The following is a 13,558-nucleotide window of genomic DNA, read 5'->3' as shown; positions in this document are numbered from 1 at the left end:
TATAGGTCGTCTAAAATGCGGGGAAATCGCATTTTAGACGAAAAAATTTTCCATGCCGGTAATTTCGTGGAATAAAAAGTTGCAGAATCGCGCAAATTATATTACAATAAAACAAAATAAGAAGACACTCATGCACAAGGGGGCGGAGGAACGGAATGACGATAGAAATGCTGCGCAGCCGTTTCGCCGCCCTTTCGCGCCGTGATATGCACATGGGCGCAGCCTTGCTCGTTGCCGCGGCGGCGCTTCTCTATCTCGTGCAGACGCCCGCCTCGTCCGCAGTGATTGAGCCGCCTATGCAGATGCGCGCGCAGGAAGAGGACGAGACGCGGGAGATCGTCGGACTGGACGTGGCGGCACGTCGTCCCGAGCTGCGCAATCCCTTTACCTACGCACACGAGACACGCGGCGAAGCGGCGCATACGCCGGGAGTGTCACCGCCTCCGGATGAGAAGCGGGCGGGCGCGGCGGAGAATTCCGCGCCGCTGATGCTCGCAGACCGCATGTCCACGACTGCGCCCGCTTTGCCGGACGGCACGGCACAGCCCGCCAAAGAGCTGCGCCCGATCCTGCGCGGCACGGTGACGGGGGCGGACGGCAGATGCATTGCCATCCTTGCGATGGGGGAGGAGAGCGCCGCCGTTGCAGCGGGTGATACATGGCGGGACTATGCGGTTATGGATGTCGATGATGCCGGCGTGACACTGCGGCGCGGAGCTGAGACACTGACGCTGCGGCGGGAATAGGAGCGAACATATGAAGCGTTTCGTCATCATGGGGCTCGCTTGTCTTGCCCTCCTCGTTCCTGCACGGCTCTATGCCGCGCCCGTGACCATCGACGTGACGGGCGGCGATGTCCGCACCGTTCTGCTCGCTGTCGCGCGCATGGGCAACGTGCCGCTCATCGTGGACGACGGCGTGACGGGCGCGGTGACGGCGCATCTGACGGGCGAGCCGGAGGAGCTGCTGCATCTCATTGCGGCGGCGCGCGGCATTCACATTGAGCGGCGCGGCGACGTATTCCTCGCGCTCGGTACGGAGGCACGCACGGAGAATCGCCGCGTACACATCTATCCCGTACGTTTTGCCGACCCCGAGGAGCTGGCATATGCCGCAAATTTATCCCTTAGTGGTGAAGGAAAACGCGGAAACATGTCGAAAACTAACGATGAGAGTGGAAATGAGGTCTCAGCGTCCGATACCGGGCGGCGTGTGCTCGTCGATACCGCGACGAACACCCTCCTCTTTTACGGTACGGAAGCTGAGGCGTTTGCTGTGCGCGAAATTATTTCCGCGCTCGACGTGAAACCGCGGCAGGTATCGCTCGAGGCACGCGTCGTCTCCGTCTCGAAGGCGGCGGCAAAGCAGCTCGGGGTCGACTGGACGTGGTCGGCGCTCCCACAGTATCCAAGCGTCGATGCCGGCGGACGCGTCACCGGGCGCAGCACCGGCGGCGGCAGAACGGGGACGAGCGCACCGGGCATCATACGGTTCGGCAGAGGTCCTGCGGGCGTCCCGTATGAATTTTATTATTCGGCGGCGATCAGTGCGCTCATCACGGACGGCAAGGCAAAGATGCTCGCCCGTCCGAACGTGACCACGGTGCAGGGGCGCGAAGCCCTCATCAACATCGGCGCCGAGGTGCCCGTCCCGCGCACAACGATGTCCGATCATGTGACGACCAGCGCGATCGACTACCGCGAAGCGGGGATCATCCTGCGCTACACGCCGCGCGTAACGGCGGACGGCACGATCACAGCGCGCGTCCACACGGAAGTCAGCACCCCCGTCTATGTCGAGGAGCTCAAAGCGTATCGCTTTCAAAAGCGGAGTGCGGATACGACAGTGCGCCTGCGCGATGGCGAGACGATGGTGATCGGCGGGCTCATCGACAGCGACGAGTCGCGTTCGCTCTCAAAGATTCCGTTTCTCGGCGATCTGCCCGTCCTCGGTGCATTTTTCCGCAGCGTGCGCACGAACAAAACGGAGTCCGAGCTGATGATATTCCTCACCGCCCGAGTTTTAGATGAGAATTGATATTTGCAGGAAGCAAAGAAAAGAGGAGATGTAAGTGGCGATTAGAATACTTCTTGCGGACGATCATGCGCTGCTCCGCCAGGGGATCAAGCGCGTGCTGAATTTTGAGGACGACCTCGAGGTCGTCGGCGAGGCGGAGGACGGACAGGAAGCCCTCGCGCGGACACTTATGCTGAAGCCCGACATCCTCCTGCTCGACATCAACATGCCGGGGCTGACGGGACTCGAGGTCACGAAGCAGCTCAAACAGGCGCGCTCGCGGACGAAGATCATAGCCCTCACCATCCATGACAGCGACAACTACGTCCTCGAACTTCTCAAGAACGGCGCGCTCGGCTACCTCCTCAAGGATGTCGAGCCAAATGTGCTCATCAAGGCGATCCATATGGTCAACGAGGGCAATCCCTTCGTCTATCCCAAACTTGCCGAACGGCTCTTCGGCAGTACGGCGGTCTACGGTGATGTGAGCCGCATGGCGAAGGAGATCTGGGATGAGAGCCGCGGCGAGCGGCTGACCCCGCGCGAGATGGATGTGCTTGGCTGTATCGCAAAGGGACTGTCGAACCAGGACATCGGCAAGGCACTAGGACTCAGCGAAAAGACGGTGAAAAACCACCTCACGAGTATCTTCCATAAGCTCAAGGTCAATGACCGCACACAGGCGCTGGTATACGTTCTTAAAAATAAAATAGTCACTTTGGAATAAAAAGAAGCGGTTCACATGAAATTGATGTGAACCGCTCATTTTATATTGTTTTCTGAAAAAAGAATAAAGAAAAAGAGCCGCCGGCAATCCACTGCTCGGGCGTGCTCTTCTTCTTGGAAAGGGATGCTCGCAGGTCGGGAAAACCTGCGGCTTGAGAAATGGGATGTAAGGACTTTGCCTTACAAGAGGAACGCAGGGAGACGTTCCTTTAGAGGGATGATCAACAGGGTGAAGATGTCGGGGAGGACGTTTCGTATCCCTGTTGACATTTGTATCATACCATATTGAGTTTGAAAAATTTTGTGACTAAAGTCACGCAAAAACAAAATAATTCGATTAAAAATCGATTCATATAATAATGGCTTACGTTAAAATAGTGGGGCAGCAGAAAGCCGGAGAATTGAAACAATTCTATGTAAGAACCGGCACATCCTCTCTAAAATATAACACCCGATTGCGTTGCTTTTTGTGTGAAAGAATCGTATAATGTGAGATAAGGGTTATCAAGTGGAGACGCACCCGGAAAGAGCGTTTCCCGGAGGGAGGCATCCCTTCTTTGGTGATGGAGGAGGAATATTCATGAATGATTACTTAAGAATCGCTCAGGTCATCGGACGTGAGATCATTGATTCGCGCGGCAATCCGACGGTCGAGGCGGAAGTCGTTCTCGTCGACGGTACGATCGGACGCGGCGCGTCTCCCTCCGGTGCGTCCACGGGCGAGTTCGAAGCGCTCGAACTGCGCGACGGCGACAAGTCGAAATACGGCGGCAAGGGCGTTTCCAAAGCCGTCGAGAACGTCAACGAAAAGATCGGCCCCGCCCTTGAGGGACTTGAGGCGGCGGACATCTACGCCGTGGATCAGGCGATGTTCGACGTGGACGGCACGAAAGATAAATCGAATCTTGGCGCGAATGCAATCCTCGCGGTCTCCATTGCGGCATCCGATGCGGCGGCGAAGTCCGAGGGCATTCCTCTCTATCGCTTTTTCGGCGGACTTCAGGCGAATGTCCTGCCCGTGCCGATGATGAACATCCTCAACGGCGGCGCACATGCGACGAACTCCGTGGACACGCAGGAATTCATGATCATGCCCGCAGGCGCGCCCACGTTCCGCGAGGCGCTCCGCTGGTCGACCGAGGTGTTCCACGCGCTCCAGTCCCTCCTCAAGAAGGAAGGCAAGACCACGGCGGTCGGCGACGAGGGCGGCTTTGCGCCCGATCTTGACTCCGACGAGGATACGATCGAGCACATCCTCAAGGCGATCGAGGCGGCAGGATATAAACCGGGCGAGGACTTCGTGCTCGCGATGGATGCGGCATCCTCCGAGTGGAAGGACAAGGAAAAGGGCAAGGGCTTCTATCATCAGCCGAAATCCGGCAAGAAGTTCACGTCCGACGAGCTCATCAAGCATTGGGAATCGCTCGTCAACCAGTTCCCGATCTACTCCATCGAGGACGGGCTCGACGAAGAGGACTGGGACGGCTGGAAGGCGATGACGAAGGCGCTCGGCCACAAAGTTCAGCTCGTCGGCGACGATCTCTTCGTCACGAACACGGAGCGTCTGAAGAAGGGCATCGAGATCGGCGCGGCAAACTCTATCCTCATCAAGCTCAATCAGATCGGCTCCGTCTCCGAAACGCTCGAAGCGATCAAGATGGCGCACAAAGCGGGCTATACCGCCGTCACCTCCCATCGCTCGGGCGAAACCGAGGACACGACGATCGCGGATCTCGCCGTTGCACTCAACACGGCACAGATCAAGACGGGCGCACCGTCGCGTTCCGAGCGCGTCGCGAAGTACAACCAGCTCCTGCGGATCGAGGAAGAACTCGGCGCAAGCGCGGTCTATCCCGGCAAACGCGCATTCAGCTTCATGAAATAAAAGGCTTTTAGGGCAACAGAAAAAAACCACCGCTGCGGCGGTGGTTTTTCTTGTAGAGCGCGCATATTCAGAGGACTGTTACAATCTCCGCTAGTCCCTTACGCACCTCATGCCGCGGCGAGGGTACTCCCTTTTCGGTCGGATAGCCGACGGGGAAGACAGCGATGAGGTCGTAGTCCGCCATTTCGGGGAAGAACTCCTTGAGTTTCGGCGCATCGAAATGACCGACCCATGTCGAGCCGAGCCCCTCGTTGTGAATGGCGAGCATGATCTGCGTAGCGACGATCGCGGCGTCCACGTCGGCGAAATTGCGCTCGTCGTACTGCCGCACCCATGCCTCGTCCGGCTTGCCGCCGACCACGAGGAAGAGCCCCGCCCCAAAGGTGAATTTCGTCGTCTCCGCGAGTTTTGCACGCGCCTCCGGGCTTTGCAGCGCCCATACCTTGAACGGCTGCTTATTGACTGCCGTCGGCGCAAGCCGTGCCGCCTCGAAGATGCGCCCCATTACGTTGTGCGGGATCTCCTTGTCCGAAAGCGCGCGGCAGGAGAACCGCTCTTTGATGAGTTCGCTGTATTCCATATGATGACCTCCTCGATTACCGGATACATTCATTATACCACAGGACGAAAATCTTTTTCAGCAGAAAATAAGAAAAGGATGCTATTCTGCACATATCATCACATGGGGAATGAGGTGCAATATGCGGAAGAAACTCTCTGCGGTGCTCGCAGCCGCCGTCCTTGCGGCAGGGATACTCCTCCCGATGCCGCGCGCGCAGGCAATCGACGCATGGGCAATCGCGGCGCAGGCGCTCGGCGTGTTCGGTGCGTATAAATCGTCGCTCGCCGCCGTGCTTGCGATGGGCAACGACGTTCAGGCGCAAGTGGCGAGCAAACGGCAGGATCTCGAGGAGCAGGGGCGTGCCAAGAACGAGAATGACATCCGTCTCGTGGACAGCATCATGGAGCGGCTGGTCAAGGACGGCGACTATGTGCTGCGCGCGAACTCCCTGCCCTTTACATGGGCGCTGACAGACAGTCCGGTCTTTAATGCGGCGTGCTATCCGACCGACTACGTGACCATCAACCGTGGACTCGTTCATGGGCTGAACGGGAACGTGGACGAGCTCGCCGCCGTTCTCGGGCATGAGATGACGCACGGGCTCCGACAGCACAGCGCGCATAACTATGCAAAGGCGGCGGCACAGTACTACGGCATGGCGTTCCTCAACATGAACACGGGACTCATGGACTGGGGAAAGATGAATGCACTTGTCAACTATTCGATTGCCAAGAATGTTACGCTCCCTACGGAGTACGAGGCGGACGAGGGGGGCTTCCGCATCATGACGAGCGCGGGGTTCAATCCCGGCGGCGGCGCGGCGGCAATGGCACGTATGGGCTATTATCTCACCTACGAGACGCAGGAGCTGCAGGAGTACCAAGATCCGACGCAGAAAAATCTGCCGCAGGATGATTTCTCTGATCATCCCGCGACGGAAAAGCGCGAAAACCGTCTCGCGCAGTATATGACCGACTACAGTGCGGGGCACGTTACGGTCAAAGACCGCAAAACGGTCTGCATCGACGGGACGCCGCTCTTTACCGTAACGTGGACGGACGAGAACTACGACAACAGCCCCGAGAACGCATACCTTGCCGCAGGAGCGCTCGCGCGTGCCTTTCATGACTTCGATGCGGCGGAGGATTGGGGGCTCGCCCTCACGCGGGACGGCGGCGCGACGCTGCGCGGCGACGCGCGTGTGAACGAGCTGCTTTACTATTTTTTGAAGACGTCGCATACGGGCGGACAGCTGCGTGACCTCGTGCAGGCAGCGTATGCGGGCGAGGCGGCGAGCGGTGCACGGGAGAAGCTGCGTGCCGAGGAACAGTCGCGTGCAGATGCCCGGGCGAAGGAACGAGCAGCGGTGGAGGCGGCGGATGCCAAGGCGATCGAAAAGATGCGCGAGAACAGCGACGCGTACAGCGACTACGGCGACACGGCGCGCGCCCTCGCCCTCATGGAGCGCGTCTTTGCCTCCCCCAATGACAAGGATCGCGCGCTCAGCTATGTGATTCGTGCGCGTGCCTATGCCGCGCGCGGCGATGCTGCCGCTGCGCTCCAAGATGCCGATCGGGGCGTCGCCGAGGGCGGGAAGAACGTCCTCACATGGGTGAACCGCGCGGATGTGCGCCGCACGCTCGGCGACCGCGAGGGCGCGCTCGCCGACTGCATGAAGGCAATGGAAGTGGACGCGAAGAGCCCGTATGCCTACCTCATAGCGGGGGAACTTTATGACGAGATGGAGGATACCGCGCAGGCACAGACGTATTTCAAGAAACTCTACGAGGTCGAGCCGCGTGCCGTTGCGCGTATTCCGGACACATACTTGAAGGACATTGACAAGAAAGCATACGATAAACGCATAAAGGAGCAGAAACAAGCGCGCGAAGAACGGGAAAAGGCGCTGCGGGAGAAAAATAAAAAGGAAAGCAAAATAAAATCCTGAGCATTCGAAAAGGGCTGCTGCACGCGCATATGAAACGCCGTGCAGCAGCTTTTTTATCGGATGATGTCTGCACAGAGCTGCAGAGCTGTCGCACCTCATTATCGGTACACCTCGTATGGGAGCTCTGTGCTGCGCGGTTATATATTCCGGCATATAAAATACATATACAATAAAAGGTTTTTTGCAAAATATATCGAAATAATAAAATTATTGTGCATTCATTGTAACCATACGACTTCTTTGTTGTCTTACACAATAAGATGAAGTCCGCAGTCAGGAGGAATCGTTATGACAAAAGAACTGCCGAAATCCCCGCCGCCAAAACAAGAGGTCGGCGGCATCCTTGGATGGATCGAGCGCATGGGCAACCGCATCCCCGACATCACAATGCTGTTCATCTGCGCCTTCGTCATCACCTGTATTTTATCCGCAATCCTATCGCAGATGCATTTCGACTACATCCATCCCTCGACGCACGAACCGATTGCGGTCAATAATATGCTGGACCCCGCCGCGCTCGTCACGTTGCTCACGAAGATGGTGACGAACTACACGGGATTCCCGCCGCTCGGCATGGTCATCGTGGCGACGCTCGGCATCGGCATCGCGGACGGCTCCGGCTACATCAATACGGGGCTCAAGAAAATCCTCGCCGTCACGCCGAAACGCCTCATCACGCCCATCGTCATCCTCGTCGGCATGGCGAGCCACCTCGCGCCGGACTCGGGCTATATGATTATCATCCCCATCGCCGCGTACATGTTCTATGCTTCGGGCAAGCATCCGCTCGCGGGCATCGGCGCCTCCTTCGCGGGCATCGCGGGCGCCTTCGCCGCCAACTACACGCCGTCGGCGATTGACCCCGTCATTCAAGGGTTCACGCAGATGGCGGCGCAGATCATCGACCCGACCTATGAGGTCAACGTCCTGTGCAACTACTTCTACGCGCTCGGCTCGACGTTCATCGTCATCGCGGGCTGCTGGTGGGTCACGGAAAAAGTCGTCGAACCGTGGTGCCGCAAGGCCTGCCCCGTGGACGCGGACATCGACGTCCCCGCGCAGAACCTCTCCGTCACGCCGCGCGAGAACCGCGCGTTCTATATCGCGAGCGCGTTCCTCGTGCTGCTCCTCGTCGGGCTCGTCCTCGCCCTCCTGCCCGAGGATTCCATCCTGCGCGACCCGGCGGGCAATATCGCGAGCTTTAAGGCGCCCGTCATGCAGTCCATCGTCGCCATCATCTTCCTGCTCGCGGCGGCGGTCGGCGTCGTCTACGGCATCATCAGCGGCAATTTCCGCAGTTCCAAGGATTTCACGCATTCGATGGAGGAGATTACGAAGACGCTCATTCAGCTCATCGTGTTCTACTTCTTCGCCGCACAGTTCATGTATGTGTTCGGCGCGTCCGGCATCGGCGCGCTGATTGCCATCGCGGGCGCGGAGTTCCTGAAGTCGCTCGCACTGCCGCCGCAGGTCACAATCTTCGGCATCATCCTCTTCGTCGGTATGCTGAACCTCATCATCACCTCGGCGTCGGCGAAGTGGGCCATTCTCGCGCCTATCTTCGTGCCGATGCTCATGGCCGTCGGCATCGCGCCGGAACTGACGCAGGCGGCGTTCCGCGTCAGCGACTCCGCCGTCAACGTCTGCACGCCGATGTTCGCGTTCTACCCGCTCATCATCGTCTACTGTCAGAAATACTATAAGGCGACGGGCGTCGGCACGCTCAGCTCGCTCATGCTGCCGTACACGGCGACCCTCCTCGTCACGCTGACGATTATGCTCTACCTCTTCTGGTGGCTGAACATCCCGCTCGGGTTCCAAGCCGACTATGTCTATCCGCGCGTCATGTTTTAACGCAGATTGAAAGGAGATTCCGATGACCGACCATGAAACAGAAGAAGAACTCGTCAAACGCTTTCTCCGCTACGTCAAGGTGCCGTCGCAGAGCGAGGCCAACGGCGGCGTAAAGGTGCCGAGCACCGAGAGCCAATGGGATATGGCACATCTCCTCCAAGAGGAACTGAATGCGCTCGGCATGGCGGATGTCTCGCTGAGCGATAAATGCGTCCTCACGGGATATCTCCCCGCGAATCTGCCCACAGGCGCGCCGCACGTTCCCGCCGTCGGGTTCTGCGCGCATATGGATACGGTCGACGTCTCGCTCAGCCCCGTCGTAAAGCCGCGCCGCGTGCGCTACGAGGGCGGCGATATTGTACTGAACGAGAAAGAAAACATCGTCATGCGCGCGGCGGAGCATCCGGAGCTCGCGCCGTACGTTGGGCAGGAGCTCATCGTCACCGACGGCACGAGCGTCCTCGGCGCCGACAACAAGGCGGCCGTCGCGAACGTCATGACCGCGCTCGCAACGCTTGCGTGCGATGCGTCCATCCCGCACGGCGACATCTACGTCTCCTTCGTCCCCGACGAGGAATGCGGCCTCTGGGGCTCGAAGAATATGGACTTCACGAAGTTCCCCGTCGCCTACGCCTATACGATCGACTGCTGCGCCCTCGGCGAGGTCGTCTATGAGACGTTCAACGCCGGCAGTGCGGCCGTGACCATCCAGGGCGTGAGCGCGCATCCGATGAGCGCAAAGGGCGTGCTCGTCAACCCGACCCTGCTCGCCGTTGATTTCGTCAATCTCTTCGACCGCAGTGAGACGCCCGAATGCACCGAGGGGACGGAGGGCTATATCTGGTGTCAGACCATCCGCTCCAATCCGAGCACGGCGGTCGTCGAGCTCAACATCCGCGACCACGACAAGGCACGCTACGAGGGGCGCAAGCGACTCATCCTCGAAAATATCGAAAAGCTGCAAAAGCGCGAACCGCGCGCGCGCGTGACCTACACGATGGAGGACACCTACGGGAATATCGCGGACGCGGTGACGGACGCGAACCGCAGCGCCATCGACAACCTGTACGAGGCGATGAACCGGCTCGACATCACACCCAAGACCATCGCGATGCGCGGCGGCACGGACGGGTCTTTCATCTCGACGAAGGGCATTCTGACGCCGAATTATTTCACGGGCGCGCTGAACTTTCACTCGAACTGCGAGTTCCTGCCGATCCCCTCGCTGCGCAAATCGTATGAGGTGACGATGGAGCTGATTGCACTGGCGTGCGAAAAGGCAAAATAGTCGGCGAAGCGAAAGAACTCCTGATATTGTAAAAAGGCTGCTGCATGAATGCATTTTAGCACGCGTGCAGCAGCCTTTTTTTCAATCAGCCGCGCCGCCACCATGCATAGCACAGAGCCGCACACGCGACGACGGCGACGTCGACGACGCCGTAGGTGAAGGGAAAACCGCAGTTGACGGCGACAATGCCGAGCCCTGCCGCGACGAGTCCGACGCTGATGTCGAGTGACCAAAAATAGGTCGCCGTTGCAACGCCTGCGCGTGCGGGCGGCGCGCTGCGCACCGCGAGCGTCTGGAATGCGGGCGTCGCCGCGCCGAACCCCATGCCGAGGAGCACTGCCGCCCCGAGCAGAGACAGTATGTCCGATGCATGTCCGAGACAGAAGAGACCGATCGCAAAGAGCAGCAGCCCCGGATAGACCACATAGTCCGCACCCTTGCGGTCAAAGATGCGCCCCACGAAGGGGCGCGTCACGACGATCGCGCCCGCATAGCACGCGTAAAAGAGACTTGTCTCCTCCGCGAGCCCGAGCGAGCGCGCATAGAGCGGGATGAAGGTGAGCACGCTTCCGTAGGCGAAGAACGTAATGCCCGCGACGGCGGCGGGTGCAAGGGCTTTTCGTTCGATGAATGTTTCGACAGAGAGCTTCCGCATTTGCCCCTGCGGCAGGATGATTTCATCCGGCAGACGGAATGAACTCGCCGCGATCGCACAGGCGGCGAGCGCGGCGAGCAGGGCAAAGAGCGTCGCATCGGAAAAATACGCGAGCAGCAGCAGACCTACGAGCGGCCCCACGACCATGGCGAGATTCGTCGAGAGGGCGAAATAACCGATGCCCTCGCCCTTGCGCACCGCCGGGAGCATCATTGCCGCGAGCGTCGCCGCCGTTGTCGTCGACACAGCGAAGATCACGCCGTGCAGCAGCCGCAGCCCGTAGATTGCCGACAGCGATGCGGCAAAGACAAACGCCGCCATTACGAAGAAGAACGCGAGGAGTACGGTGTGCATGAGTTTTCGCTTGTTCACCGCGTCGATGATGAGTCCCGCGAACGGCCGCGTGCTGATCGTGCCGATTTGGAAGAATGTCATCGCAAGCCCCGCCTCCACTTCGCCGCCGCCATACTCGGTCATGATGACGATGGGCAGTGCCGCGATCATCGCGTACTGCGCGATGTAGAGGAGGAAATTGCTCAGACTGATCCCGAGAAATTCCTTCGTCCATAATGGTTCACGCGGTTGTGTATTCATATGTATGTCTCCCCCCGTTCCGATTCCCGATCTCCAATATACTACGACTGCAGGTGTCTGTAAAGCCGCACATAAAAATGTCCGGATAATTCTTCGTATGAGATGATATTCTCATGAAAATAAAAGAAAAATTTTATTAAATACAAGCAACAAAACGCCGTTGATCTTATCATTGAGGGATACAGTGAAGATAAACGGTATTTTTTCGATAATGATTTATGGGAAATAAGTCCGGGGGAACTTATCCAAACAGGGAGGAATACGCCGATGTGTTACATGGGGAGCGGCGGAATGAAGATACGGAAATACTTGTGTGCGGCGCTCGCTGCAGGATGCGGTCTGTCCGCCTTGTGGGGAACAGCCGCCGCCGCGGCGGCGGAACCGCTCGCAGAGACGGCAAGCCCGCAGAAGTCCGGCATTTGGGTGAGCCGCTATACATTTATCGGCGAGAATCCTGTACCGGAGGAAGAGCTGCAAAAAATCCTCGTCATGCATCGGCATCGCTGCATGACGCCGGAAGAGCTCGACGGCACGGCGCAGGAAGTGACGAAATACCTGCGCTCGAAGGGGAGCTTCGTCGCGTTCGCCTATGTGCCGCCGCAGCGCTTTGAACGCGGCGTCGTGGAGATGCGCATCGTTCCGGGGCACTACGATACCATTATCATTAATAATACTTCTTACTTAACAGATCACGCAATTCGCCGCGAGATGGGCGTCACGACCGGCGATGCGGTGAAAAAAGAACCGCTGAACCGCGGCGTGTGGCTGACGAGCGACCTCTCGCGCGTTGAGGCGCGCACACAGCTGAAGGCGGGGAGCAAGCAGGGGACGACCGATCTTGTCGTAAATGTGAAGCCCAAGGGCAACCGTATGTGGGGGTACGTCGGTATCGACAACGGCGGGTACCGCTACACGGGGCGTTACCAGTACAGCGCATTCTTCAACTATGCGAGCCCGTTCCGGCAGGGCGACCTCTTCTCCATCGGCGGCGTCCGGAGCAACGGCGACATGTGGTCGGGCTCGGTTTCCTATGTAACGCCCGTTGCAAAGCAGGGGGAGAAGCTCGGCATCAGCTACGCGCGCTCGCATTACACGCTCGGCGGCGCGTTCACCGCGCTCGGATATATCGGCTCTGCCGAGACCCTCAGCGTTTGGTGGCAGCACAATTTCCGCCGCAGCCGCAATTTCAACCTCTACGGAACCGTGCGGCACGATTGGAAGGATCTGGACGAGAGTGCGTCGAGCATGTTCTACAAGAACCCGAAAAAGGCAAGCAACTGGGTCTTCGGCATCAACGGCGACAGCATCGACAGTTTTTGGACGGGCGGGCGCAGTACCTTCGCTCTGAACTACACGCACGGCGATATTCGATTTGACGATGAGATGCAGCGCCTCGCCGACCGCATGACTGCGCGGACGGGCGGGCATTTCGGCAAGTACAATCTCTCGCTTACGCGCCTGCAGAACGTGCGCGATCGGCTTGCGCTCTACCTCAGCTACAGCCGCCAATGGGCGGAGAAGAACCTCGACGCATCGGAGAAAATGTCACTTGGCGGTCCCTACGGCGTGCGTGCCTATCCGCTCGGCGAAGCGTCGGGCGACGACGGTTGGATGTGGACGTCCGAGCTGCGTTGGAACCTGCCTACGGGCGAGGGGGATAAAAATATCTGGCAGCTCATTGCCTTCGTCGACGGTGGTCATGTGATGAGCGTCCACAGCGGCGCGCCCGCGGGACAGCCGAACGGACGGAGTTTATATGGGGCGGGCATCGGCGTGAACTGGAGCAATGAGGCGAACTGGGTGGCGCACCTGCACTACGCGCGGCGCATCGGCGGCGCGCGTGCACTCTCTGAGCGCGACATCGGCGGACGGTTCTGGTTCCAACTCTATAAATTTTATTGATTCGTAATATCATATCGTGGGGAAATATGCGGCGTCCGGGGGGATATCCGCAGCTTGGCATCAATGGGGGAAATGTTATGCGTATCCAAAGAACACGCCGTCGGGCTGAAAAACGAAATACTTTTTTG

At 58.8% G+C, this 13,558-nt stretch carries 10 protein-coding genes; 8 read left to right on the top strand and 2 right to left on the bottom strand.

What is annotated here, in order from left to right; genetic code table 11:
- The first annotated feature begins 155 nt into the window (after positions 1 to 155).
- The 4 genes from HMPREF1147_RS01320 to eno all read left to right on the top strand — a co-directional run bounded on the left by HMPREF1147_RS01320 (position 156) and on the right by eno (position 4,627).
- On the top strand, positions 156 to 746 hold the full coding sequence (locus HMPREF1147_RS01320) for a transcriptional initiation protein Tat (protein WP_009657312.1): 591 nt from the start codon (positions 156 to 158) through the stop codon (positions 744 to 746).
- Positions 747 to 756: 10 nt separating this feature from the next.
- On the top strand, positions 757 to 2,037 hold the full coding sequence (locus HMPREF1147_RS01315; protein ID WP_009657427.1) for a type II secretion system protein GspD: 1,281 nt from the start codon (positions 757 to 759) through the stop codon (positions 2,035 to 2,037).
- 34 nt (positions 2,038 to 2,071) lie between these two features.
- A complete protein-coding gene (locus HMPREF1147_RS01310; RefSeq protein WP_009349676.1) occupies positions 2,072 to 2,743 on the top strand; it encodes a response regulator transcription factor in 672 nt (223 codons plus the stop codon).
- 579 nt (positions 2,744 to 3,322) lie between these two features.
- A complete protein-coding gene (gene eno, locus HMPREF1147_RS01305) occupies positions 3,323 to 4,627 on the top strand; it encodes a phosphopyruvate hydratase (protein ID WP_009438286.1) in 1,305 nt (434 codons plus the stop codon).
- A gap of 67 nt (positions 4,628 to 4,694) precedes the next feature.
- Here eno and HMPREF1147_RS01300 read toward each other — a convergent pair whose 3' ends face one another.
- The gene (locus HMPREF1147_RS01300; protein WP_009657404.1) at positions 4,695 to 5,207 is read right to left on the bottom strand and encodes a nitroreductase family protein; all 513 of its coding nucleotides are present in this window, start codon (positions 5,205 to 5,207) and stop codon (positions 4,695 to 4,697) included.
- 121 nt (positions 5,208 to 5,328) lie between these two features.
- On the opposite strand from HMPREF1147_RS01300, the gene HMPREF1147_RS01295 reads away from it, so the two are divergent.
- The 3 genes from HMPREF1147_RS01295 to pepT all read left to right on the top strand — a co-directional run bounded on the left by HMPREF1147_RS01295 (position 5,329) and on the right by pepT (position 10,279).
- Positions 5,329 to 7,137, top strand: a complete 1,809-nt coding sequence (locus HMPREF1147_RS01295; protein ID WP_009657331.1) for a M48 family metallopeptidase — start codon at positions 5,329 to 5,331, stop codon at positions 7,135 to 7,137.
- Positions 7,138 to 7,425: 288 nt separating this feature from the next.
- Positions 7,426 to 8,991 (top strand): AbgT family transporter, encoded by a 1,566-nt coding sequence (locus HMPREF1147_RS01290; RefSeq protein WP_009657387.1) that lies wholly within the window; start codon positions 7,426 to 7,428, stop codon positions 8,989 to 8,991.
- Positions 8,992 to 9,013: 22 nt separating this feature from the next.
- A complete protein-coding gene (pepT, locus tag HMPREF1147_RS01285) occupies positions 9,014 to 10,279 on the top strand; it encodes a peptidase T (protein ID WP_009657325.1) in 1,266 nt (421 codons plus the stop codon).
- An 85-nt stretch (positions 10,280 to 10,364) separates the two neighbouring features.
- Here the strand turns inward: pepT and HMPREF1147_RS01280 are convergent, their stop codons facing one another.
- Positions 10,365 to 11,528, bottom strand: coding sequence for an MFS transporter (locus HMPREF1147_RS01280; protein WP_009657378.1), 1,164 nt, complete (start codon positions 11,526 to 11,528; stop codon positions 10,365 to 10,367).
- Positions 11,529 to 11,795: 267 nt separating this feature from the next.
- Here HMPREF1147_RS01280 and HMPREF1147_RS01275 point away from each other — a divergent pair, with 267 nt between their 5' ends.
- Positions 11,796 to 13,430 (top strand): ShlB/FhaC/HecB family hemolysin secretion/activation protein, encoded by a 1,635-nt coding sequence (locus HMPREF1147_RS01275; protein WP_037350958.1) that lies wholly within the window; start codon positions 11,796 to 11,798, stop codon positions 13,428 to 13,430.
- The last annotated feature ends 128 nt before the right edge of the window (positions 13,431 to 13,558 follow it).

Origin of the sequence: Selenomonas sp. FOBRC9 (genome assembly GCF_000287655.1) — a bacterium.
GTDB lineage: Bacteria > Bacillota > Negativicutes > Selenomonadales > Selenomonadaceae > Centipeda > Centipeda artemidis.
This window is presented reverse-complemented; position numbering and strand designations above follow the sequence as displayed.